Annotated in this window: 18 protein-coding genes and 2 pseudogenes; 5 read left to right on the forward strand and 15 right to left on the reverse strand. The window is 40.1% G+C overall.

The genetic code is table 11. The features are described 5' to 3' along the window. Positions 1-768 precede the first annotated feature (768 nt). Positions 769-942: a hypothetical protein gene (locus ACX27_RS32260; protein WP_158507348.1), complete on the forward strand. Its 174-nt coding sequence runs from the start codon at positions 769-771 to the stop codon at positions 940-942. A gap of 25 nt (positions 943-967) precedes the next feature. Here ACX27_RS32260 and ACX27_RS05990 read toward each other — a convergent pair whose 3' ends face one another. The 3 genes and pseudogenes from ACX27_RS05990 to ACX27_RS06000 form a co-directional block, all read right to left on the reverse strand. Next, positions 968-3013 (reverse strand): serine/threonine-protein kinase, encoded by a 2046-nt coding sequence (locus ACX27_RS05990; protein WP_200929914.1) that lies wholly within the window; start codon positions 3011-3013, stop codon positions 968-970. 346 nt (positions 3014-3359) lie between these two features. Then, positions 3360-3765 (reverse strand): annotated as a pseudogene (locus tag ACX27_RS05995) (ExbD/TolR family protein). Continuing rightward, entirely contained in the window at positions 3749-4402 is a 654-nt protein-coding gene (locus ACX27_RS06000; protein ID WP_062289691.1) for a MotA/TolQ/ExbB proton channel family protein, read from the reverse strand. Before ACX27_RS06000 ends, ACX27_RS05995 begins: the two are co-directional and overlap by 17 nt. 408 nt (positions 4403-4810) lie before the next feature. On the opposite strand from ACX27_RS06000, the gene ACX27_RS06005 reads away from it, so the two are divergent. Together ACX27_RS06005 and ACX27_RS06010 are read left to right on the forward strand one after the other, a co-directional pair. Then, the gene (locus ACX27_RS06005) at positions 4811-5398 is read left to right on the forward strand and encodes a pyridoxamine 5'-phosphate oxidase family protein (RefSeq protein WP_062289694.1); all 588 of its coding nucleotides are present in this window, start codon (positions 4811-4813) and stop codon (positions 5396-5398) included. A 463-nt stretch (positions 5399-5861) separates the two neighbouring features. After that, positions 5862-7166 (forward strand): serine hydrolase, encoded by a 1305-nt coding sequence (locus ACX27_RS06010; protein WP_062289697.1) that lies wholly within the window; start codon positions 5862-5864, stop codon positions 7164-7166. Between the two features lie 404 nt (positions 7167-7570). On the opposite strand, the gene ACX27_RS33420 is transcribed toward ACX27_RS06010, so the two are convergent. The 8 genes from ACX27_RS33420 to ACX27_RS06045 form a co-directional block, all read right to left on the reverse strand. Then, a complete protein-coding gene (locus ACX27_RS33420) occupies positions 7571-8464 on the reverse strand; it encodes a CHAT domain-containing protein (protein WP_235526522.1) in 894 nt (297 codons plus the stop codon). Continuing rightward, positions 8457-11162, reverse strand: a complete 2706-nt coding sequence (locus tag ACX27_RS06015) for a tetratricopeptide repeat protein (RefSeq protein WP_235526523.1) — start codon at positions 11160-11162, stop codon at positions 8457-8459. The genes ACX27_RS33420 and ACX27_RS06015 overlap by 8 nt, the downstream gene beginning before the upstream one ends. Before the next feature lie 144 nt (positions 11163-11306). Then, positions 11307-11888: a Uma2 family endonuclease gene (locus tag ACX27_RS06020; RefSeq protein WP_062289698.1), complete on the reverse strand. Its 582-nt coding sequence runs from the start codon at positions 11886-11888 to the stop codon at positions 11307-11309. Between the two features lie 135 nt (positions 11889-12023). After that, on the reverse strand, positions 12024-12350 hold the full coding sequence (locus ACX27_RS06025; protein WP_062289701.1) for a HepT-like ribonuclease domain-containing protein: 327 nt from the start codon (positions 12348-12350) through the stop codon (positions 12024-12026). Further along, positions 12340-12654, reverse strand: a complete 315-nt coding sequence (locus ACX27_RS06030) for a nucleotidyltransferase family protein (protein WP_200929915.1) — start codon at positions 12652-12654, stop codon at positions 12340-12342. Before ACX27_RS06030 ends, ACX27_RS06025 begins: the two co-directional genes overlap by 11 nt. A gap of 112 nt (positions 12655-12766) precedes the next feature. Next, positions 12767-13141: a type II toxin-antitoxin system RelE family toxin gene (locus ACX27_RS06035; RefSeq protein ID WP_062289705.1), complete on the reverse strand. Its 375-nt coding sequence runs from the start codon at positions 13139-13141 to the stop codon at positions 12767-12769. Then, positions 13134-13373 (reverse strand): type II toxin-antitoxin system RelN family antitoxin, encoded by a 240-nt coding sequence (locus ACX27_RS06040; RefSeq protein WP_062289708.1) that lies wholly within the window; start codon positions 13371-13373, stop codon positions 13134-13136. The genes ACX27_RS06035 and ACX27_RS06040 overlap by 8 nt, the downstream gene beginning before the upstream one ends. Positions 13374-13390: 17 nt before the next feature. Then, positions 13391-13690: a restriction endonuclease subunit S domain-containing protein gene (locus ACX27_RS06045; RefSeq protein WP_062289711.1), complete on the reverse strand. Its 300-nt coding sequence runs from the start codon at positions 13688-13690 to the stop codon at positions 13391-13393. 29 nt (positions 13691-13719) lie between these two features. On the opposite strand from ACX27_RS06045, the gene ACX27_RS06050 reads away from it, so the two are divergent. Both ACX27_RS06050 and leuS read left to right on the forward strand, forming a co-directional pair. Continuing rightward, positions 13720-14439, forward strand: coding sequence for an IS1 family transposase (locus tag ACX27_RS06050; protein WP_062289714.1), 720 nt, complete (start codon positions 13720-13722; stop codon positions 14437-14439). 257 nt (positions 14440-14696) lie between these two features. Next, positions 14697-17354, forward strand: a complete 2658-nt coding sequence (gene leuS / locus ACX27_RS06055; RefSeq protein WP_062289717.1) for a leucine--tRNA ligase — start codon at positions 14697-14699, stop codon at positions 17352-17354. Positions 17355-17816: 462 nt separating this feature from the next. On the opposite strand, the gene ACX27_RS06060 is transcribed toward leuS, so the two are convergent. The 4 genes and pseudogenes from ACX27_RS06060 to ACX27_RS06075 form a co-directional block, all read right to left on the reverse strand. After that, positions 17817-20237, reverse strand: a complete 2421-nt coding sequence (locus ACX27_RS06060) for a CHAT domain-containing protein (RefSeq protein ID WP_062289720.1) — start codon at positions 20235-20237, stop codon at positions 17817-17819. Between the two features lie 276 nt (positions 20238-20513). Beyond that, entirely contained in the window at positions 20514-20984 is a 471-nt protein-coding gene (locus tag ACX27_RS06065) for a hypothetical protein (RefSeq protein ID WP_235526524.1), read from the reverse strand. Between the two features lie 152 nt (positions 20985-21136). Then, positions 21137-22475: pseudogene (locus ACX27_RS06070) on the reverse strand (glycosyltransferase family 4 protein). Between the two features lie 389 nt (positions 22476-22864). Then, positions 22865-23356 (reverse strand): gluconokinase, encoded by a 492-nt coding sequence (locus tag ACX27_RS06075; RefSeq protein WP_200929916.1) that lies wholly within the window; start codon positions 23354-23356, stop codon positions 22865-22867. Positions 23357-23510 lie beyond the last annotated feature (154 nt).

A 23510-nucleotide genomic window follows, 5' to 3' on the forward strand; every position in this document is an offset into this window, starting at 1 on the left:
TGTGAAGTAATATAAATACTCAAGTAGTATGACTGTCAATAATCAATTACTCTCTTCATTAATCACTACCAGATTGAGAGAGTAATTCAAGAGTATCTGCAAGTAATCAATACATCAAATGACCGATACAGCTATTTGCAGCATAAATAATTAACATCTCTGAAATAGAACTGCTCTAGTCAAAAATTAACTCCAAGTATGGAAGTAGTCAAAAGTATTTTTGGTAAGAATTCACCACTCAGTAAAAGACTGTACAGTAGGCGAGTTTACTGAAAGTCGCGCAACTGTCGTTCAGCAGTCAGACTTTAAAAACAATTCAGCCTGATTCATCTATTGATTGAGAGAGTTTGACTCAATTGTTCCACATTCTAGCTTCTGATATTCTGTCTCCTGACTCCTGAATTCTATTTGATAAAATAGTGCAAATTGATTGGCTTTGAGTCAATATATCTTTTGAATGATATTTAAACTTGACTTATCAACACCAACAAGACACTTTAGCCTTGTAGACCGAATAATCCACAAAAAGTTCCCTTGTAAGTATAAGGGCGTAAATAATTGTACTTAGAAAAAGGCAGGAGGTAGGGGTTCGGCTAGGCTGAGGACAAGCTCATCAACCGTAAACAGAAAGCAGGAGGGAAGAGGGTTTTAGCTTAATTAACCTTTCTTAATATAGTTTTGTTTTTTCCCGCCGACTTACTTGCGTACAATCAACAGTCACATTTTACTCGCGCAAAAGCGCAAAGAAGAGTTTTAGAGGTGTTGTCATTGTCTTTGGAAAGTGCGATCGCTCCATTATTTCCCAGCATTTCTTATTCCATAATTAAAATACCAGAAACAATGGAAGTGATTATGACTGTGCAGTTATTAAGACGTAAATTCACAGTGCAGCAATATCATAAGAGGTCTGTTCATGTTCAAAGGCTGAGGTTTCAAGTATAAATTACCTCCTGCCTCCTGCCTTTGATTACTTTGCTATTCGCCAAATTTTGATGGTATTATCCTCGCTGCCACTGACAATTGTCCTACCATCAGCCGTAAAACCAACAGATGTCACGGTATCTGCATGGCCTGTCAAGGTATTCATCACTTCCCCTGTGGCTAAATTCCAAAGTTTGATGGTACGATCGCGGCTGGCACTAGCTAAGATCATTCCATCTGGGCTAAAAGCAACACAAGTCACGGTGTTAGCATGACCTGTAAAGGTGCGAAGTACTTCGCCGGATGCGACATCCCAAAGTTTAATGGTGCGATCGCGGCTGGTACTGGCTAAGGTGGTACTATCAGGACTAAAGGCTACTGATGTGATTGTATTTGTATTACCTTTGAGGGTGCGGGCTGGGTCATCTTGATAAAGATGCCAAAGTTTAATGGTTTTATCAAAACTCCCACTGGCTAAATTACGCCCATCAGGACTAATAGCAACAGAACGCACCCAAAATTTATGTCCTTTCAGGGTGCGAATCAGTTTTCCTGTGCCTAAATTCCAAACTTTGAGGGTGTTATCATCGCTACCACTAACCAAAGTTTTGCCATTGGGACTAATAGCTAAGGCTTGAATTGAATCTGTATGTCCCTCTAATGTGTAAACGATTTTACCTGTTGTCAAATTCCAAACTTTAATAGTTTTATCATCACTTCCACTCACTAAAGTTTTGCCATTAGGACTAATAGCCACAGCATTGACTTTTTGCGAATGTCCATTCAGGGTTAAAATTTCTTTTCCTGTGGCAATATTCCACATATTAATTATCCTCTCCCCTTCGCCACTGCTAGCAATTGTTTGCCCATCAGGACTAATGGCAACAGAGACAACAAATTTTGCTGTACCTTGGAGGGTATTAGCTAAGGCAATATTTTTAACTGGAATATTCGGTGACTGACCAAAAACAACTTCATTTTGAGAATGACTGTAATTTGCTGGCTTGAGTTTTGATAACAAAATCACTTGAATTTGACGATATTGTTGATACCAAGTATCACTAAATCCAAATAATAAGATAAATGCAGCCGCCAAAACTGAAATTTTTACAACAGCATATTGAAATGAAAAAGTTGATTTTGGTTGAGTTACGGTAAATTTGCCCGATGACTGACCGGCGGCTGGTAAAGCGCGTGGTAAGGTGGGAATTAAATCTTTTATAACTTCATCGGCTGACTGATAGCGTTGACTTAAGTCTTTTTGCAACAACTTATTCATGACGTTATCTAATTCTGGCGACAAAGGACTCCGCAAATATTGTCGCCAATTATTTGCCCAGCCATAGCCATGTTCCATCCACAATTGAAACGGGGATGTTCCTGTTAGCAAATGAAAACAAGTAGCCCCCAAACTAAACAAATCACTGGCTGGATAAGCTTTACCATCTCGAATTTGTTCCAGTGGGGAATAACCATGCGAACCAATAGATGTGCCACTTTTATTTTTGACTTTTTCGGTTAATTGTTTAGAAGAACCAAAATCAATCAAACTGAGTCGCCCATCATAACGACAGCGAATTAAATTTTCTGGTTTAATGTCTCGGTGAATTACACCGCGATCATGAATGAATTTAAGTACAGGCAATAAATCAAGTAAAATAGCTTGAATTTCATTTGCTTTATAAACTCGGCGTTGTTGTAACTCTTTTAACAAGTTCTGCCCATTAATAAACTGTTGGACTAAATAAAGGCATTTATCTTGCTCAAAGTAAGCAATTAGTGTGGGAATTTGGGGATGTTCGCCAAGTTCTTGCAGTCGCTTTGCTTCTTCTGCAAATAACTCCATTGCCTTTTTTTGCGACCAAGTTCCTTGAAATTTTGGCGCTAATTGCTTAATTACACAAAGTTCATTGAGTTTATCAGTATCTTCTGATAAATAAGTTCTGCCAAACCCTCCTTCATCGGAAAGCACCCGAATCACTCGGAAGCGATTTCTTAACAGTGGCACTAAGGGAGTGCTACAAGTTTGGCATGACTGCTTGCCTTTGGGATTTAGAGGATTTGGGCAATCGGGATTTAAGCAGCAGATCATTATCTGACAGGTGCGACTGCATAAAAATTTTTACTAAGTTAACCCCGATATTTCCCTTGATTAAAATTGACTCTCTCGTATTGATGGTAGACCCCTGTGATTGTGGGGAGTGGGGAATTAATTATATAGTCAATTTTGGTAAATGCTCATAAGTTTTCCTCAGTGCTGGAAAACCACGAGAGTCATGAGATGAATTTTATCGATTATATATTAACTTGCTCTACCACCAAACGACATTCGTTATTCATCGCATCGTGTTGGTAGCAACTTTAGCAGCAGGAAAATTTAGGATGTCATTAGCCATTTGTAGTGACAAAGAACAAATGACCAATGACCAAAATTTTAGCTAAGGTTTCTGAGTTGCGATCGCTAATTTTGCCCCTTGGACTTGTCTGACTTGATCCATCACCGCCACTACCTTACCATGTGTGACTGTTTCATCAGCATTCACAATCACTAATGCTTCTTGGTTATTGCCAACCAAAGTCCGCAATTGTCCAGCTAAAGCATCAACACTTGTAGGTTGACGGTTGACACTCACTACTCCATCTTTATCAACTGTCACGGTTATTTTGGCGGGAACTTGCTGCTGTCTAGCTGTTGCAGCTTTAGGTAAGTTGACTGGCAAACCTTCTGAGCGAGTTAAAAATAGAGTTGACATAATAAAAAAATGTCAAAATCGCAAATATCACATCAATCATCGGTACGATGTTGATTTGCGGTGGTAAATCTGGCTCATCTTGTAGACGCATAGGTTCTGTCTCCCCGTTCATAGCGGTGACGATAGAGCAGTTCTAATTGTCCACCATATTCTTGCATAGCCGCAATTTGGCGTTGATATAACCCTCGAAAGGTGTTAGCAAATAATAGCGTAAAAATAGCTACAATTAATCCCGAAGCTGTGGAAACCAGCGCCTCACTAATACCTGCGGTCACTCCGGCGGTTTTAGTACCTCCCACATCACCCAAGTTTAATGATGCAAAAGACACAATCAACCCTAATACAGTACCCAATAAACCTAAAAGTGGCGCTAAACCAATAATTGTATCAAACATATTTTGAAACCGTTTGAGAACCGGAATTTCGGCTTGGGCTTCACTTTCTAAGGCCAGACGAAATTCTTCGGGTGTGGGTTCTTCTAGTTGCAGTGCAGCTAAAAAAATGCGGGCTACAGGTAAGTCTGCATTCTTTTGCAACTTATCTAACGCACTCACCACATTATCCAGGCGGTAAAGATGCAAAACTTCGCGGACTACACGATTTTGCCGAGTGTTAATCCGATACCAAAAGCGTACTCGCTCGATAATTAATGCGATCGCCACCACACTAAACGCTAGCAGCGGCCACATCACTACGCCGCCTGCTTGAAACAGTTGATTGATGAACATGCAATATCTCTAAAGAACTAAATGGACAACGTTACAGTTAGATTAATAGTTTACAGCACTAAATGATATATCTTATCAATAAGTAACCAAAAAAATCAAAAGTTCTGTCAAGTTAAATTTTCTTTCGATGACATAATTATTGATACTGCCTCCCATCTGGATTATTTCAAACCCTGATAAATCAAGGACTTGCCCAAGGATACTGTAGACAACAGTAGACTCAGGGATTTTGGCAATTGATTGCTTGACTTTGGCGACAGCTAGTTTTAACTGGGATCAATAACTAACAAGAACTTGCAACAAGTTGTGAGATTACCTATAAAATCTATTCCTTACTCCTCATGACCTACTTCTACAGGTAGTTTATAAATCAAATTTGTTGACGTACTTTATGATTCTTGAGCATCTATGGCTAAACTATTTGACTCGATAACCGAAGAACTGCAAGAGTTTATTGCAGCCCAAAACCTGTTTTTTGTAGGGACTGCACCCCTGAGTCCTACGGGTCACGTTAATTTATCTCCCAAAGGTCTTGATTGCTTGCGAATCTTGTCACCTCACCGAGTAGCATACCTCGACCTGACAGGTAGTGGTAACGAAACCTCAGCCCATCTGCAAGAAAACGGTCGCATTACGTTTATGTTTTGCGCCTTTGTGGAACCACCACGCATTTTGCGACTTTATGGTAAAGGTTACGTAGTTTTACCGAGTTCTTCTGAATGGGACTCGTTATCTTCGGTGTTTCCTCAGATACCAGGGACTAGACAAATTATTGTTGCTGATATTGAGATTGTGCAAAGTTCCTGTGGGCTTGGCGTTCCTCTTTATGAATACCAAGGTCAACGCCAAACGCTAGTCAATTGGGCGATTCAAAAAGGGGAACAGGGAGTGAGAGAATATCAACAACAAAAAAACAGCATCAGCATTGATGGTTTACCAACACCATTGAGTCAATTACAGCAGAATGTAGGAGTCAGGAGTCAGAATACAAAATAGAAACAGGCTATATACTTAGTTTTGACCTGAAAGGCTGTATTTCAATTGGTTAAAATCTGTTGTATGTTTAGGCAAAATTAGCATTTCATCGATTTTTGTTTAATCTACGCCAAAAAATCCCAAATCAGAAATTTATTGTCAATTGTCCATAGTCTAAAAAAGCTGGATTTTTAACTATTGATTGTGGACTTTTGACAAAAATAACCTTTATCAAGAGAATTTTTGATCTCGTTCCCAGAATGCTGCAAATTATCCCAAATATCGGCAATAATCTCTATTTATTAGTTCATTATCTCGCTGATATTCATGATTAAATTTATGGTGAAGGAACTATTCTGTGGTTTGCGTGTCTTGACGTAATGATTTGCTACGAATTATGATTCGAGTTTATTCCGGATCAACCGGTACGGTCTCGAAAATTAGTGCAAGTAAATTCAACTGTCGCTCTCAATAAATCACACGCATGAGATTACGCTTATTTCTGCTTAGCGTTGTCAGTATTGTCCTGCTTTCTTCTCCAGCAAAAGCCTCTCGCTTAGAATCTTGGAGTTTTGACACCGCCCAAAATCAACTTAACATTACTACTGTCTCTGGTGTGAAACCCAGAGCATTTTTAATTCAAAATCCCACGCGGTTAGTTATTGATCTTCCGGGTACAAAACTGAATACAAATACAATTCGGAAAAACTATGGTGCGACAGTCCGCGAAATCCGTGTTGGTAAGGTTGACGATAACACCACAAGACTAGTAGTGGAATTAGCACCAGGGTATACTGTAGACCCGGCGAAGTTATTGGTTCAAGGTGATTCTTCAACTCATTGGATAGTAAAATTTCCTTCAGTGCAGCGGATTCAAAATCCTACTGATGATAATGTTTCTGTTTCTAATGAGGAACAAATTCCTGTTGCTGTTAGTGATGTTTCTTTGTTTGCGGGAGTTGTACCTTTAGGTAAGGAAATACCACAATTGCGATCGCGGGTACAAGCATTAGCATCTCGATATCGTTCCCTTGACCCAGGATTGTTCTTTTTAGATTTAGATACAGGTAACTATCTCGATTTCAATGGTGAGAAAGTTTTTCCTGCTGCCAGCACAATTAAGTTTCCAATTTTAGTTGCCTTATTTCAAGAAATTGATGCAGGTAGAATCAAACTGAATGAAACCTTAGTAATGCGGCGTGACTTAATCACTGGCGGTTCAGGAGAATTCCAATATAAACGTGCTGGAACTCGTTTTAGTCTATTAGAAACTGCAACTAAGATGATTACCATCAGCGATAACACTGCTACCAACATGATTATTGACCGCTTAGGTGGTAAGGCTAAGTTAAATCCGCGTTTTCGTAGTTGGGGACTGCAAAACACCGTTGTACGAAATTTACTTGGCGACTTCAAGGGTACAAATACAACCAGCGCCAAAGATTTAGTTAGGCTGTCAGCGTTGGTTGCGAATAATCGCTTGTTGAGTGATTCTAGTCGTGGTCGTGTCTTAGGTATTATGCAGCGTGTTCATAACACCAAATTATTACCGGCTGGTCTAGGGAAAGGTGCGGTGATTGCTCATAAAACTGGCACTTTAGGCATTGTACTGGGTGATGCGGGGATTATTCAAATGCCCTCTGGTAAGCGATACTTAGCTGGAATTTTTGTCAGAAGACCTTTTAATGATTTGAAAGCGAGAGATTTTATTAATCAAGTTTCTCGTATGGTTTATGGCTATTTAGACCAACCCAGAGTAGCCACTACCGATAAACCTGAATCACTGTGATATTAGGATTTAGAATCGTTAGTCAATCAAAAATCTGCTAGATAGAAATTTGAATAGTCTAATTAAGATTAGTTATCCAACTCTGAGCAGTTGTGACTTCTGACATTTTGACAATTTTATTTGACGTAAGCCCCTAAGATGAATATCTAGGGGTTTTCACATATTAATTTATGGTATGTAGGACTTACGCATAAAAACGAAAAATCAAGGGTTTTGGCGAGGGTGTAGGGGTACAGGGGTATAGGGGTGTATGTATCTAAAACCCTTCCGCCACACACCCTTACACCCTTACACCCAATCTTCATAGACAATCTTGGTGCGTAATTCCTGGTATGTTTCTTTGGCGCTCGCTTCACTCTACCATCAGCCAAATTTAAAATTATTACTGCTAAATTCTTTCCTCATTATCTCCATTCGCCTTGTAATGTAAACGCAGCCCAATAATAAGGTGCAGCATAATTTTGATTACGAGACATTTCTATTTGTGCTGCCCTTAACGCTGCCGCAGGTTTTAAATTTTTGCGTAACATATTGCCATAAAATAGCTTCATCAATTCTGATGTAGCTTCGTCATCCACACTCCACAAACTGACGACAACACGCGGACTACCTGCATACATAAATCCTCTAGTTAACCCGACTAATCCTTCTCCCTTGACTTCTTCACCTAACCCTGTTTGGCAAGCACTGAGAACGACTAACTCTGCTGGCAAATTCAAGTTAAAAATATCATGGAGGCGCAAAAAGCCATTTTGGGGCTTTCCGTTGCTATCAAACAGCGACAGCACAACCCCAGATAATTCAGGATTTTGGCTGTTGAGGATGCCGTGAGTGGCAAAATGGATGATTTGATATTGGCTTAACTCTGGGCTGGTGGCTAAATTCCGACTAGCAGTAAAGTCTAAGGCTGGCTTACGTTGTTCTTTATTAGATACCAGGGAGAGAATTGTCTCGGCTTCTTGGCGGGTAAAGCGCAACCGTTCAAAGTCAATGTCTACTTCTCTGGCTGAACGTGCTAATTGTTGCTGGTCAAAGGTTGTTAAGTTTTGAGTCATAGATTGACCAGTTGATTTTTGACCTATACGCTCATCTTTAGCAGAAAATACGGGATCTGCCAGTACAGCCAAGGTTTTTGGGGCTTTTTTACGCCCTTTGACTTCCTGGCGCAGTAAAGCGATGGTTGAGGCTGAGGGGAGGGAGATAATTTCGTTGGTTGTGATTAGTGGTTGATAAGTTTGACTGTTTGGTACTGCTAATGCTGTGATGGGGATATACTGTAAAGCGCCATCACTAACCACGACTAAGCGTTTTTTTTCCGAGTTGCTGGGCGACTGGGGCGAGAATTATTTGAGACAATTCCATTGCGGCTTTGCTGCTTCTGGCGATACTCGTTCTTTGGGATGGGGCGGTTAAAGCATCGCGGAATTTCTGCACGGCTGAGGCAAGATCAGCGCGTTTGGGTAGTTCGTAGCTGGTGATGCTGTTTTTACTCACAGCCCAAAGATAACTGCGTTCTTCTCCCAAGGAATATTCTAAAAGCAAGGTATTATCATCTAATACTTGCTGCTGAATTTGCTTTAATGATAAGGGTTGTGGTTGGGTCAAGGCAGCGTAACGTGGACTGCTATTTCTAATTTCTGCTTGGACTTGCTCATACTGTTGCAGCAGTTCTGCGGTTTTTTTGTCTAAATTTTGAATTTGAGTTTCTGTGTATTGACCGCTTAAAAGTTGGATGCGTAATTTTTCTCTGGCATTGAGTTGTTGTTGTAAGTCGCGTTCTGTTTGCAGTAGCTTGGGGTTTACGCCTTGACGGATATCTGCGTTGGCTTCTGTGAGTAAGTCTAAAAGACTCCGCGCTCTGGCACGTTCGCTGACTTGCAATGCTAAAGCATTATAACCTTGGGATGGTTGCTGTTTATGTAGTTGCATGAGCAAGTCGATGTAAAACTGATAATATTTCTGCACAGATGCAAAGTAAGATGTCCGCAAATCTTGACTGGTAACGTTGGTGCGGATATCTTCAACAATTTTAATGGTGTTTTCGATGTGGGTGCGGGCGGCGGTGAGATTGCCTTGATCGCGTTCTGTCTGAGCTATATAGTATAGCGTTTCTGCTTCCCCGGTACGATCGCCTATCATCTGCCGCAATTTTAATTCTTGATTGTAAGTGGCGATCGCTTGTTGTGGTTGTTTTAAAGCATTATAAGTTCTACCCAAATTACCAATAACATTGGCTTGGGCAGTTTTTAGCCCTAATTTTTGCCAGCCAGCCGCAGCTTTTTGGGAAAATTCTAAAGCTTTTTGATAGTCACCAGCCGCTAAATAAACTCTGCCAAAAAAACCATCCGCACTGGTTTGGGCAAAGCTATTTTTTGTTTGCTGTGCCAATGCCAAAATTTGGTTGGTCGCTTCCAAAGCTTTGGGATAATCTTTTAATGATTCGTAAACTCGGACAATACCACTAATGGCGCTAACTTGGCCAATCACGTTTCCTTGTTCACGCCTTACCTGCTGTGCTTGGTTGTAATATTCTATGGCTTTGGGATAATTTTCTAAAGCCCGATAGGCGCTGCCAATGTTATCTAAAGTTAAAGCTAGTTTATCGCGATCGCCTGTGCTTTTAAATTTTTCTAGGGCTTGATTATAAGTGTCAATACTTGTTTTATGATCACCAAGTAAACTATACACTAAACCAATATTTTTTAGTGTATTGCCTTCCCCACCAACATCTTGCACTTCACGTTCAATAGTTAGGGCTTGGTTGTAAGTATTAATCGCTTTTTGATAATCACCTAATGAAGCATATATTCCACCAATTGTATCCAGAGTGAAAGCTTCCCGCGCCCGATTTTTAGTTAGACGTTGCAAGGCAATTGCTTCATTTAAAACATCAAGTGCTTTTTGCTTTTCACCCAATCGATCGTAGACTAAAGCCACCTGACCTAATAGTTCCGCTTCCGAATGGGGATTACCTGCTTTTTGTAACAGCGATCGCGCTTGGTTATAGTATTCTAAAGATTTTTGTGGTTCACTAAAAGAATAGCTACCAGCAAGTCCACTTAGAGTTATGGCTTGCTTTGTGAGGCTAAATGCCAAAGCTACACCAGAAAGATTAGCTGCCATTTGTTGTTGTAGTTTTAATGATTGATTGAGAGCTTCCCTAGATTTCTGCTCATCACCAATGGATAAATAAACTACACCGATATAGTTGAGTGCATCAGCTTGTCCACCCAAGTCATTTTTTGTGCGTTGAATTTCTAATGACTGTTGAAAAGCTTCCAAGGCTTTTTGTGTTTCGCCCAAATTAGTATAGGTAATCCCGATAGTTTGTAAAATATCAGCTTGCCCATCTAAATTTTTTTGCTGACGTTGAATTACCAGGGCTTGATTATAAGCTTGTAGTGCTTGTTTTGTGTCGCCTGCATTGAAATAAACGCCCCCAATGCCAATTAACGTATTAACAATATAATCAGGTTTATTTTCAGCGCGAAATAATCGCAATGCTTGGCTATAAAATTCTAAGGCTTTTTGAGGTTGACCCAAGTTAGCGTAAGCATTAGCTACAGAATTCAACATCACCGCTTCACCAAAACGGTCTTTAAGTTGGCGGCGAATGGTTAACCCTTGCTGAAAATATCCCAAAGCCCTTTGGTTGTCATTTTGTGTGTAGTAAAGTGTGCCGATCGCTAATAATGTGGTAGCCTCATAACTGCGATCGCCAATTTGCCGCCAAATTTTTAATGCTTCTTCATATTTTGCGATCGCTGCCTGCCGCTCTGTAGCTGTACCTTGTTCATATAATTGCTGTGCTTCTTCGAGCAGTTGTTTGGCTTGTGCTGCGGCTCTTTGCCTTTCAGGACTAGTATTTTGCGGTTTTTGGGCTATGTAGAGAAGATTCGCCCTAGCCGCCGTAATCATTAACTCTGATGACATTAGCATAGTGACAAAGATAACCAGTGTGCGATATGCCAACGCCGACAGATGTTTCTTTGTCATAATTGCTCCTAAGTGGGAGAAGTAATGTTTCTTAACTAGACAACTGTAAGAATACAGTTCTAGGGGCATCATATTGTATCACTTATATGATGGTTATAAAATCGCGATCGCTGCCGCAGTCTCCTCCTGTTTTAGCCATTCAACTCAAACATTTGAAAAATCAATATTTTCGTAAAGTTCGGCAATTGAAATTTGCAACTCCAAAGTACTCAAAGAAAGGGTAACATTAGGGTCATCGTATTCTGAAAATAGCCACTGATGCGCGGCTGTTTTGAGATGATGCTCAACGTGTATACGGTATTGATCAATTAGCAAATATTCTTGAAAATTAGAAATTGTCCGATAGGCAACAAATTTCTCACCACGGTCATAGTTTTGGGTGGATTTAGACAAAACTTCGGCGATAAAGCAGGGATTCACCACAGTATCTTTACGTCCCGTTTGAAGTTCTAAAGGTTTAGGCAGAACCATGACATCAGGGTAAGTATAGAGATTTGCATCGGGAACCCAGAGTCGCTGATCGACATAGAAAGTCCGGTAGTTTTTGTTTTTTAGAGCAGATTTCAGCAAAATATATAAATTTCCAGCAATATCGTTGTGGTTGGGTGTCCCACCAGTCATAGGAATAATTTCTCCATCACAATATTCGTTGCGTGTTTCTGAAGCAATTTCCAGTTCTAAATACTCATCAATGGTGTATCTTTTAGTATCAGGTTGAGCAATCATGATCGGTTGACCTCCAAGGCTTTTAGTTGCTGGTTTCTCCAAGTCGTTGCCGTTACTTCATCACTCTCAATTGCCCGTTTTATTAATGTTTTATAAATTTGTAGCAGTTTTTTGGACTTTGCCGACAGAACACCTTTAAAGCAAAGAATCAATCAAGTTCAAAAGTTCTGGCAATTTGTTTTCAACCACGTCCCATATCACATCAAAATCAAGCTGATCGTATTCATGGACTATCACATCTCGCATTCCTGCCATTTGTCGCCAGGGAATTTTTTGATGTTGCTGACGGAACGATTGAGAAAGGCGTTTAGTGGCTTCGCCAATAATTTTAATTTGGTAGAGGATTGCAGATAATTTTTCATCATTGACTTCTAATTCTGGTTTACTGATTCCTTTTGTGTAGCGCAAAATACGTTTGATAGCGTTTGCAATATCAATCAGAGATTCTTGGTCACGCGGCATAAATAACTTGTGCAGACTCCAAAATATTCTTACGTCTTAGCCAGTTTTCACTACGCTCGATCGCAGCTTTTACAATCAAATCTACAGGTCGGTTAAAAATAGCTTGCAGTTCATCACGCATTTGCAGAGTTTCAGTTAACCCCCGTTTCGCAGTTGGGGAAAAAGTAATCAGAATATCAATATCGCTGTCTGTGCGGAAGTCATCACGCAATACAGAACCAAATAAAGCAAATTCTGTTACCTGCCACTTTTGACAAAACTCTTGAATCTGCTCCATTGGTAGTTCTATTGCGGTAATCGTCATAAAAATTCTACCTCCAAGGCTTTTAATTGCGGGTTTCTCCAAGTCGTTGCTGTCGCAGCATCAGTCTCAATTACCCGTTATAATCCTGTTTTAGCAATTTCTAGCCATTGTCTTAGATATCATCTTGTTCGGTAAGTGTTCGTTGCTCATAGTCTGTAATGATCCTCTGAATGTCATCTGCGGCAATATCGACTTGTTCAGATTTTGTGTAAATAGTCAGTAAAATGATTCCTGTTGCTGTTTTGACATGGTAAATGAAACGATAGCCACCACTTTTACCTTTTTGGGTATCACTATTTCGGACTCTCAACTTGAAGACTGTATAACCAACTCCAGGTACTTGATCTCCTGGTAACTCTCCCTGCTCAAGTTGTTCGATAACAGGTTGTATGTCATTCCGAATACTGCGATATTTCTTAGCAAGAGCGCGTAGATTTCGTTTAAAAGTTGGCGAAGCTTCAACTTGAATAAAAGGCTGATCAATCATCTTCAAGACCTTCCCAAAGTTGAGCCACTGGGATAGTTTGCCCAGTCATGGCTTCGTGCCAAGCTTGCCGGAAATCTGCTAATACTTCTGCTTGAGATTGCTCATCTAGAACTTCTTCTTCAGGAATTAGCACAATCACTTCTACTCTGCTATTTTTATCAGTTAAAAGCGGATGATCTAAAGTTAGTTGTCCCTGATCGTTAATCGTTGCCATGACTTTAAGTGCTTTCATGATTACTCCCAGATAATTTAAGTGGTAGCAGTTAGGTTGATGCCTAATGCTTCAAGTTGCTGGTTTATCCAAGTGGTTGCTGCGGCTTCATCAGTCTCAATCGCCCTTTCTACTCCTGTTTTAGCAATTTCTAGCAGTTGTTTGGATTTTAGTTTTAATGAAAATGATGAATTTATCTTTTCAACAATCTTTTGCTGCCGATGTTTTGGTAAAATTGGAATTAATAATTTGGCTAAATCTGGTTGAGAAATACTGTAGTAAGCTACACCATGAACTCGACGTTCAACCTGTAAGTAACCGAATTTTGGGCGTTGCATAATGAGAATATGAATTAGGGTGAATCTTCATGGAATGTCCGCGTTGTAATTCCTCTCATATCCGTAAGAACGGTAGACAAAGAGGTAAACAAAACTACATTTGTGCAGATTGTGGTCGTCAATTTATTGAATATCACAATCAAAAGGGTTATGGTGACGAAATTAAACGAGAATGCTTAGAAATGTATGTTAATGGTTCTGGTTTCCGTGCCATAGAAAGAGTAAAAAAAGTACATCATACAACAGTAATTTATTGGGTGAAACAAATGGGTGGTCAGTTACCAGAACATCCCGAAACAGCTGAAATACCTGAAATAACTGAAATTGATGAATTAGAAACTTTTGTCGGGTCAAAAAAAAACAAAATTTGGGTATGGAGTGTAGTCAACCACAAGACTTCGGGGATTTTAGGATGGGTTTTAGGAGATAGAAGTTCAGAAACTTTTCAACAGTTGTGGCAGAGGATTAAAGCGTGGAACTCATATTTTTATGTAACGGATGGCTATCCGGTTTATCCATGTTTTATTAATCAAGAAGACCATCTTGTGTGTAAAACTTATATGACACGAGTAGAAGGTGAAAATAGCAGATTAAGACATTATTTAGCCCGATTACATAGAAAGACTTTTTGTTATTCTAAGTCAGTAGAAATGCTGGAACTCTCTATTAGATTGTTAGTTTATTATCTCCAGCATCGTTGTATTCCAATGCGGGAGCAAAGCCCCCGCGAGGATATAGCGATCGCATAATTCATATTGTGATTCAGCAACGCCTTTTTTTTTAATTGTTGAATGGCGATCGCTTGTTGAGGTTTAGCAAACATCTGCAAAAATAAATTATGCTGCGATCGCTTCACTGATTTCTTCCCTAGCTCTGAGCTACATAAAAGGAAGAGAAAGGGATAATAAAGAATGAGAAATTTTTGGGCATAGACTCTTAGTCTAAAATTCTGCTCAAAATTTCCTCTCAAACACTGAAAATTACACTTTTGAGCATTAGAGCGAGCATGACTGAGAATTTAAAGGCTATAGGTAATGATATTGCGTTAAATAAATATTCTCCCGCCGCCATTGAGGAAAAATGGCAAAAAACCTGGGCGGAACTGGGTTTAGATAATACCCCTACAGAAAACAATCAGCCAAAATTCTACGCTCTATCCATGTTTCCCTATCCATCGGGTAGCTTACACATGGGTCACGTCCGTAATTACACAATTACAGATGTGATTGCTCGTCTCAAGCGAATGCAAGGTTATCGAGTCTTGCACCCAATGGGTTGGGATGCCTTTGGCTTACCCGCAGAAAACGCGGCCATCGACCGTGGAGTTCCTCCCGCCAAGTGGACTTATCAAAATATTGCTCAAATGCGCCAACAGTTACAGCGTTTGGGTTTATCTATCGATTGGGACAGAGAAGTAGCTACCTGTTCACCAGATTATTACAAGTGGACACAATGGATTTTCTTGCAGTTTTTACAAGCAGGGTTAGCTTACCAAAAAGAAGCGGCGGTGAACTGGGACCCGATTGACCAAACTGTATTAGCTAACGAACAAGTTGATAGCGAAGGCCGTTCTTGGCGCAGTGGTGCAAAGGTCGAGCGTAAATTATTGCGGCAATGGTTTTTCAAAATTACCGACTACGCCGAAGAATTACTCAACGATTTGGATAAATTGACAGGTTGGCCGGAACGTGTAAAGTTAATGCAGGCAAACTGGATTGGTAAATCTGTCGGTGCTTATTTAGAATTTCCGATTGTGGGGATGGAGGAAAAAATCGGTGTGTACACCACTCGCCCTGATACTGTTTTTGGTGTCAGCTATGTGGTTTTAGCCCCAGAACATCCCTTAACCAAGCGCGTCACCACCAAAGACCAACAAGCCGCAGTTGAAGCTTTTATTACTGAAGTTTCCAATCAAAGTGAATTGGAACGAACGGCGGAAGACAAACCAAAGCGGGGTGTTCCTACGGGTGGTAAAGCAATTAACCCTTTCACCGGGGAAGAAGTACCGATTTTAATTGCTGATTATGTCTTGTATGAGTACGGTACTGGGGCAGTTATGGGTGTACCAGCCCATGATGTGCGCGACTTTAAGTTTGCCCAGGCTTATGATTTGCCGATTGAGTTTGTGATTGCAGCACCAGCAGATGTGGACGGGTTTGATTTAACTCCCGCATCTGAAACGGAGGAAGTAACTCAACTCATACAAATTGAATATAACGAAGCATACACTGAGCCAGGGATTTTGATTAATTCCGAGCAGTTTACAGGGATGAATTCTGTAGATGCGAAAGCTGCGATTGTCAAATATGCCGAAGAACAGGGTTTTGGTAAAGAACGCATTCAATATCGCTTGCGAGATTGGTTGATTTCTAGGCAACGTTATTGGGGCGCACCCATCCCAGTAATTCACTGTCCCAATTGCGGAATTGTACCAGTCCCAGACAAAGATTTACCAGTACAGTTACCTGAAGAAGTGGAATTTACTGGACGCGGTGGTTCACCGTTGGCGCAGTTAGAAAGTTGGGTAAATGTCCCTTGCCCAACTTGCGGTACACCAGCAAAACGGGAAACCGACACGATGGATACTTTCATTGATTCTTCGTGGTATTTCTTGCGGTTTACCGATGCAAAGAATGAACAACAGGTGTTTGACTCAGCCAAAACTAACAACTGGATGCCTGTAGATCAGTATGTAGGCGGTATTGAACACGCGATTCTGCACTTGTTATATTCTCGGTTCTTTACTAAAGTATTGCGCGATCGCGGCTTGTTGAATTTTGATGAACCTTTTGCCCGGTTGTTAACTCAAGGCATGGTACAAGGTTTAACTTACATGAATCCCAACAAGGGCGGCAAAGATAAATGGGTTCCCTCCCATTTGGTTAACCCCGCCGACCCCCGCGACCCCCAAACCGGAGAACCATTACAACGCCTGTACGCTACCATGTCCAAATCTAAGGGTAATGGTGTCGCACCAGAAGATGTAATTGCTAAATATGGTATAGACACAGCGCGGATGTTCATCTTATTCAAAGCGCCACCAGAAAAAGATTTGGAATGGGATGAAGCCGATGTGGAAGGACAATTCCGCTTTTTAAATCGGGTGTGGCGGTTGGTAACAGATTATGCGGCGGCTGGGGTATCACGCAAGCAAGCGCAACTCGCTGATTTAAGTAAACCAGAAAAAGATTTACGTCGGGCAATTCACACGGCAATTAAATCAATTACCGAAGATTTAGAAGATCAATATCAATTCAATACTGCTATTTCGGAATTGATGAAGTTGAGTAACTCGTTAACTGATAGCGACTGTAAAAATTCGCCAATTTATGCCGAAGGGATTAAAGCTTTAGTAGCTTTACTAGCTCCTTTTGCACCACATATTGCTGATGAATTGTGGCATTTATTGGGTAATCAAAATTCAATTCACACCCAAACTTGGCCAACGTTTGATGCTGCTGCTTTAATAGCCGATGAAATTACTTTGGTAATTCAAATTAACGGCAAAAAGCGGGCTGATATTCAAGTTCCGTCACAAGCAGATAAAGCAGAGTTGGAAAAATACGCCCGTGAATCAGAAGTTGTGCAGCGTCACTTAGAAGGGAAGGAGATTAAAAAGGTGATTGTCGTACCTGGTAAGTTGGTGAACTTTGTTGTTGGTTAAAGACAACGTTGAAGGAGGCAGGAGGCAGGAGGTATGAGGTAAAGTACCTATTAGCATTCGTGCTTTTGAAATCTTCTGCCATACTTTAGAATAGTGCTTCTAAAAATTAGCGATCGCAAAAATTACAAATGCGATCGCTAATTTTGTAGCTTGCTTTAGAGGTTGTTTGAAAAGTGGTTATACCAATTCACAATTCGCAATTCGCAATTAAAAAACTTAGATACAGCAAAGCTTTTAGGGTTTGCATCTGTATCAAATTTTTCGTGAAATGGTATTAGCTGTGATTTTAATCGCATTATTACCCCCCTTAATCCTAGGGCTGATTCTTTGTGGTGAGAGAAAATTTTAGGCACTTGATATTTTCGTTCCTCAGTTATTTTGTCACGGTAAGTAGCCTACCCAGAAATAAGATTCTTATTTTTCTCTGTAGAACATGAATTACCCCTAGGATTAAGGGGGGAATCAAAAAACAGGAGAAATTGCACAAAAAGCTGCCCAAAATTCTGGTTTTTTAAATGGCTGATGTTTTGGTTTATATTGTTCCTCTAAAAATTTAATAATTAACTGTTTTTGCGTAACTTGCATATTAGCTAAATTTTGCAGCCAAGCAATTATTTGTGATTGAGTTGCTTGGCGTAACCATTGCTGGGTATGATTTAAAACTAACGGCATATTATATTGATATTTAGGTAAGTTTTCATAAAATTTAATCATTAATAAAGCTGTGTGAAAATCGCTGACAGCCCATAAAGTGCTGATAATATTGGCTGCACCAGCACTAATAAAACCACTGGCTAAACCGATATATTCATCGCTGTTATTTTTAATGTCTATTAAGCCAGTTTCACAAGCGGAAAGACAAACTAAACGGCAGTTATTTAATTTGATTTGAAAGATATCTTCTAAGGTGAGGCATTTATCTAAATCTAAGTTTGTTTCGTCATCAACTCGGAGGTGGCGGGATGAGTTGCTATTAGCTGGAGTTTGAGAAACAACTGCATCGGCTAACTTTAAACCTGATTTTAAGGGTGAATCAAAATTAAAATAACCGTGGCAAGAAAAGTGCAGCCATTGAGAATTATTGAGGTTTTGATTAACTGGTTGTGTTGCTAATGCTGTTTTGGTGGCTTGGTGATGTTTGAGGATTTGGTGGGGTTGAAAGTCGGTGGCGATGGTTTCAACTTCGATATCGGTGAAGATTAAATCATTGCTTGGGTTTTGAATTGCTAAAAGATGACTAAGTTGATTTAACTGTGAGTTATCTAAATTTTGAGCCTTGCGTTGAGTAAACCGCAATAATTGACAACTTGGTGCATAACTCACGCCACCAAGAAATTTATCAAATAAATATTCGGGTGTTGTGGTGTTGTTAGCAGATAAGGGGATAGCGTGGAAAGGTAAGAGGTGTAAATAACGATGGGGAATAAGAATTAATTTTTGGCAATGTGGGGGAACGAGAGAAATTATTTGATTTAGGTGGAGGATTTGCGTGAGTTGGCTGAGTTGTGCTGTTAATTCAGAACGCCACTTTGGTTTATCGGCGAGGTAAAGGAAGAGGTAATTTTTGAGCCAGTCTAGGAGTTTACCTAAATCTTTTTCCTCAGATTGCCAGATTGTTAATTTGTCACGGGTGATGATGAAGGCGCGAAAACAATCAGTGAAGATATACCACTGGATAATTGCGGTTTGATTGTCTAACAAGTTTTGAATTTCTGGGAATTTGATGCTGTTATTAACTAAAGGTAGAGTTTCTGTAGTTTTGGAATCGGCTTTGGTTAACAGTTCAACTAAGTTACGGGTTTTGCTGCGTTCGATATATTCTATGGCTTCGGTGTTTTTGTTTAATGCTAGGCAAACTTCTATCATCCGGCGATAAAGCTGATTCCATTCTTCGGCTTGTTTGCGCTTGGCTTCTTCGCCAGATTTAATTTCACTTCGCAAAGTTTCGACTGTTTCTATGGCTTGGTTAAACCTATTGTAAGCAGAGTCAAATTGTTTTTGGTTTTGGTATAAAATGCCCAGATTTAATAAAGTCTGAGCATTCTCTTGGGGAAAGGCGGTGCGGGTTCTTACTTCCAGTGCCGCTGTATAAGATGCGATCGCCAATTCAATATTCTCGGCTTTCTCTCCCAATATTCTGTTACGGTAAGCAACCGCCAAATTATTTTGCGTACCTGCCCAATCTTGGGGAAAGGCAGTGCGGGTTCTTACTTCCAGTGCCGCAGTATAAGATGCGATCGCCAATTCAATATTCTCGGCTTTCTCTCCCAAGATTCTTTCAGAGTAAGCAGTCGCTAAATTATTTTGCGTTGTTGCCCATTGTTGGGGAAAGGCAGTGCGGGTGTAAACAGTTTGGATGATTTCGTAACCAGTAATAGCAATTTCTATATGGTTGGCTTTGCTACCCAAGGGAAATTGCCGAATACTACTACTAAAGTTACCAATGTATGCGCCGATGGATGTTGCTGTATTTGGTTCTGCATCCACTAGGGTATTGGTTGCCCAACGCCGCAATAATTCTGCAAAAATCGGGTTGAGTTTATCGGTGTTAGCTGCCAGCAACGGGTAAATTACTTGAGGATCACCGTTGCTTTCTGCTGTGGTTCGCAATACTTCTAAGATAAATCGCAGGTAAATCTCTATATCTGCTTCCGTGATGGTGGGTGTTTCTGGGGTGAGATGTGCGGCTAAGTTTCTCAGCCAATTAGCGGTGTTATCATTTCCCTGTTCTGCAAAATGCTCTGCCGCTAATTTTACAACCTGCACAAAGCCTGCATCTAGCAATTCTGTATTTGCGGCTAATATCTCTGGTTCTTCTCCGCTAGGGCAACTGATTAGGCTTTCAATAAGCTGATAATAAGCTTGTAGGCGCTGTTCATCCATGAGCAGGTGTGAGTAGACGCATTTTGATGCAGATACAACAGTATTATCCTCAATTTCTGAAGAATTAGTTTTAAATCCTCGCTATAAACCTGTAATATCATGTCTGGCAAATCAGTGATGATTCAGCACATCTGTGCAGAAAAACAAAACTCTTCTTCCCCCTGCTCCCTGCTCCTGCCCCCTGCGGTCTATATGATAAGTCTTTTACCGGACACGATATAACCTCTCCCCTATTCCCCATCCTCTGTTGTATCAGTCGGTGGTTTTTCGTTATCGCTAAGTTTCACCAAACTTTCTAAGCCATACCACAACAGCAAATACAAAGTGGTTGTTTTCCATCGCGCTAAGGGGGGTAGCAGACTTTTGAGGGCGATCGCCACAACAGTAAAAGGTATAATAACTCGTAAATCTACACTTTCTTTTGTAATTTTTTTTAACTTGCTCATTTAGTTCTAATAAGCTGGGGGCAAAACTTGCAGACTGGGGTTTTGCCTTGGGAGTCTCAATAATAATGATGCCTTGAGCCTGTAACTTATCGATAATTTCTGCAAAATCAGCGTTTGCATCAGCATAAAAGGTCACACTGCCTGTTTGAGAATTTACCTTCAATTGTTCCACCTGTGGGAAAAAGGTTTTGAGGTAATTAGCAGTTAACTGAATTTCTGCTTGTTCGAGATTTTGAGGAGAAATTCGCAACCTTAGCCGTCCTGGAGTTTGACTAACAATTTGAATATATATAGGACTCATATTTGATTTGTGAAAAAAGCGGTATACCTAACAGAACTTACGCACAAAAGTTGTCTGTGGAGATTGGGTGTAAGGGTGTAAGGGTGTTGAATACATACACCCCTACACCCTTGCTCACAGCCTTGATTTTTCATCTCACTTGTTACTAGTTTCTATTTTCCAGTTTTTACCGTACGGCGATCGCGCAATTTTGGAGTTTGGTGAATATCAATCTGAGAGTCTGGAGAATTTAATTTTAAAACATGATCAACGGTTGATTGCTGTTTGGCGATCGCATCGATAAATAACTCTTCATATCTGGCAATTGCTTGTTCACAAGCATAATTTTCAACCGCAAATTGTCTACCTTGCTGCCCTAAAGTTTCTCTTAACTGTGGTTGATGGTACAACTCTAAAATTTTATCGGCTAAGGCTTCTGGAGATTCTGGTTCAACAATTGCACCGCCACCACTGTCTCGAATTGCTTTCGCCGCCGTACCTGTGGCTGGTACTGAACCCACAATAGGACGACCACTCGCCAACAGCAAAGGAATTTTAGAAGGCATATTAAAGGAAATGACGTTGCGTTTTTGGACAATTAAGCCAATATCAGCCGCCGCTAACATTTGCGGGAGTTGTTCACGTGGCTGTAGCGGTAAGAGTAAAACATTATCTGCACCACAGGCTAAACAATATTGTTGTAATCTTCGCAGAGCGATCGCCTCTCCCGCAATCACAAAGGTAATTTCGGGAAGATGACGCAACTTAGCCGCCGCCGCCACTACTGTCTCTAAACCTTGAGTTAAAGCGATGTTACCAGAGTACATCACCACAAATTTTCCCTCTAATTGATGGATAATTTTCCAGGTATTCTGATTTTGTGGTAAAGGATGAATAAAATTAACATTTACCCAGTTGGGAATACAAATAATTTTTTTGCGAGAAACGCCTTTACTCACTAAATTTTCTAAAAAACCATCCGCAATGACGCTGATGGCTTGAGCATTTTGATAAGCGAATTTCTCTAAGAATTCACAAAATTTAATCATTCTTTTATTCGTCATTAACCCGACACGCACCGCCGCTTCTGGCAGAATATCTTGGACATTTAACACTACCGGACAATTGTATATTTTTCCTAATAAAGCAGCAGGTAATGTCACTAATAAAGGCGGTATCGTCAGCAAAATCACATCGGGACGTTTACCTCTAAAAGCTTGTGGTAAACTCGTCAAAATAAAACTTAATTCTAATAGTAATCTATCCAGCAGATTAGGTTTAGACTTAATTCGCAAGTAACTGCGTTGAACAGTGACACCATTAATTTTTTCGGTGATGTACCACTTACCCTGATAACCAGGATAAATTTCGCGTTGTGGATAATTTGGCATTCCTGTAATTACCCGCACCTCATGACCTTTTTTTTACTAGTCCCTCTGCTAATTCCGTCATTAAAGGTGCAATTCCAATTGGTTCTGGATGATAGTTATAGGAATATATCAAAATCTGCATGAGTTATTAATAAGATTTTTGTAGTAATTAGGCTCAATTCTATGATGGATTTCTAGCTGGTTTAAGAGTTCAATTAATAGGCAATTCAATGTTGCAGAATTATAAAAATATATGTATAATCTGCGTTTGATTTTATTGGGTATCGAAGATTATATCAATTTATACGAAATTAAAATATACTGATATACACATTCAATCAAAAAAAAATGTAAATTTTAATGCTTATTTTGTATTACCTTACCTATTGTTAATTTAAGTAAGTTGTGTGATATATATTACAAAATATTTCTATTAAAAACCAAAACTCTGTAGAGACGTTACATGTAATGTCTCTACAGTATTCCACGAATATACAAACTGCTGTAAGTAAAAAATCTGGCAACAGGGGCTTAAATCTTGAGGCTATTTCTGATTTGCTGTAAAATCGCACCTAAATCTTGAGAGATATCAATATAAACGGCTTCTTTGGGTGTGGGTGCTTCTAAGGTATCAAGTTGGCTTTGTAAAAGATTGGCGTTCATAAAATGACCGTGGCGATCGCGCAATCTTTGAGCAATTAACTCATAACTACCAGCAAGATACACTAGCTTTACCCGTGGATCATGATCCCAAAGAAGATCACGATAACTTGCTTTGAGTGCCGAACAAGCCAAAATCACGTTTTTCTCTGCTGCCAACCATTGAGCGATCGCAGTTTGCAATGATTGTAACCAAGGTTGGCGATCGGCATCTGTTAACGCTTCCCCTCGACTCATTTTGGTTTTCGCAGCAGTTGAATGAAACCAGTCAGCATCGCAAAATTCCCATCCTGTTGCTGCTGCTAATGCTTGACCAATGGTGGTTTTACCAGCACCAGCCACTCCCATGATTAGAATTATCATTTGTTGTTAGAAGGGTTGAGGTTTTTCTTCAAAGGGTGACGAAAATCTCTTATCTAATACCATTTCACGAAAAAAATGATACAAATTTATGGGTTTTTCATTCTTTCCCCCAGCCCCCCTGCGGCCTATTTGTATCAAACTTAAAGTGAAACGG

The sequence above is a fragment of the Nostoc piscinale CENA21 genome (assembly GCF_001298445.1).
Taxonomy (GTDB): domain Bacteria; phylum Cyanobacteriota; class Cyanobacteriia; order Cyanobacteriales; family Nostocaceae; genus Nostoc_B; species Nostoc_B piscinale_A.